The following is a 1,285-nucleotide window of genomic DNA, read 5'->3' as shown; positions in this document are numbered from 1 at the left end:
GGGGTCAACTTGCTTCCCGCGCTCGACTTGCATGTATTAGGCACGCCGCCAGCGTTCGTCCTGAGCCAAGATCAAACTCTCCATAAAAGTGTTTGAATAGAATCGACACCGGTCAATTCCATTTGTGTTCTTAGCTTCTTGCTTTCTCAATAAGTGAAACTTAATGAGTTATTTCAAAAAGAAACAAGTTTCTTTTTGGTTGACATACTGGTTGTTTTGTTCAGTTTTCAAAGAGCAAATTTGTTAGTCGCTTTTCAAAAGCAACCTATTTAATATATCATATAGAATTTCGAATGTCAATTCTATATTCAAATAAATGGTGGAGCCTAGCGGGATCGAACCGCTGACCTCCTGCGTGCAAGGCAGGCGCTCTCCCAGCTGAGCTAAGGCCCCTTAATATAATGATAATGGTCGGGAAGACAGGATTCGAACCTGCGACCCCTTGGTCCCAAACCAAGTGCTCTACCAAGCTGAGCTACTTCCCGAAATGGTGCGCCCGAGAGGAGTCGAACCTCTAACCGCTTGATTCGTAGTCAAGTACTCTATCCAATTGAGCTACGGGCGCTTATGGTGCCGAGGACCGGAATCGAACCGGTACGGTAGTCACCTACCGCAGGATTTTAAGTCCTGTGCGTCTGCCAGTTCCGCCACCCCGGCAAGGGCTTGGAGCGGAAGACGGGATTCGAACCCGCGACCCCCACCTTGGCAAGGTGATGTTCTACCACTGAACTACTTCCGCGCTTAGCAAATTAAAATGGTGCGGGTGAAGGGACTTGAACCCCCACGTCCGAAGACACTAGATCCTAAGTCTAGCGCGTCTGCCAATTCCGCCACACCCGCAAATGGTGAGCCATGAAGGATTCGAACCTTCGACCCTTTGATTAAAAGTCAAATGCTCTACCGACTGAGCTAATGGCTCACAATAATGAGAATAAAGACACCATTTCAAACTTATTAACTTGTACAAAAAACTTATGGTGCCGGCCAGAGGACTTGAACCCCCAACCTACTGATTACAAGTCAGTTGCTCTACCAGTTGAGCTAGGCCGGCAAATGGTGGAGGATGCAGGGCTCGAACCTGCGACCCCCTGCTTGTAAGGCAGGTGCTCTCCCAGCTGAGCTAATCCTCCGATGCATATTGCGCCTGGCGGCGTCCTACTCTTGCAGGGGCAAAGCCCCAACTACCATCGGCGCTGAAGAACTTAACTTCTGTGTTCGACATGGGAACAGGTGTGACCTCTTCGCTATTGCTACCAGACAATCCTAAAAAACAAGGACAAGTTAT

Annotated in this window: 9 tRNA genes and 2 rRNA genes; all 11 read right to left on the bottom strand. The window is 48.7% G+C overall.

Annotated features, from left to right (window positions below):
• Positions 1-87 (bottom strand): 16S ribosomal RNA (locus OMHG_RS00180); the annotation flags it as partial.
• Between the two features lie 230 nt (positions 88-317).
• Positions 318-393 (bottom strand) — tRNA-Ala (locus OMHG_RS00175).
• Between the two features lie 15 nt (positions 394-408).
• Positions 409-485 (bottom strand) — tRNA-Pro (locus tag OMHG_RS00170).
• Between the two features lie 3 nt (positions 486-488).
• Positions 489-565: transfer RNA gene (locus OMHG_RS00165), tRNA-Arg, on the bottom strand.
• Between the two features lie 3 nt (positions 566-568).
• Positions 569-657 (bottom strand) — tRNA-Leu (locus tag OMHG_RS00160).
• A 7-nt stretch (positions 658-664) separates the two neighbouring features.
• Positions 665-739: transfer RNA gene (locus OMHG_RS00155), tRNA-Gly, on the bottom strand.
• Between the two features lie 16 nt (positions 740-755).
• Positions 756-840 (bottom strand) — tRNA-Leu (locus OMHG_RS00150).
• Positions 841-843: 3 nt separating this feature from the next.
• Positions 844-919, bottom strand: a tRNA-Lys gene (locus OMHG_RS00145).
• 56 nt (positions 920-975) lie between these two features.
• Positions 976-1,051, bottom strand: a tRNA-Thr gene (locus OMHG_RS00140).
• A gap of 3 nt (positions 1,052-1,054) precedes the next feature.
• A tRNA-Val gene (locus OMHG_RS00135) sits at positions 1,055-1,130 on the bottom strand.
• Positions 1,131-1,142: 12 nt separating this feature from the next.
• Positions 1,143-1,258: ribosomal RNA gene (rrf, locus tag OMHG_RS00130) — 5S ribosomal RNA — on the bottom strand.
• Between the last annotated feature and the right edge of the window lie 27 nt (positions 1,259-1,285).

It is taken from the genome of Oceanobacillus massiliensis str. N'diop, assembly GCF_000285495.1.
Lineage (GTDB): Bacteria > Bacillota > Bacilli > Bacillales > Amphibacillaceae > Oceanobacillus > Oceanobacillus massiliensis.
This window is presented reverse-complemented; position numbering and strand designations above follow the sequence as displayed.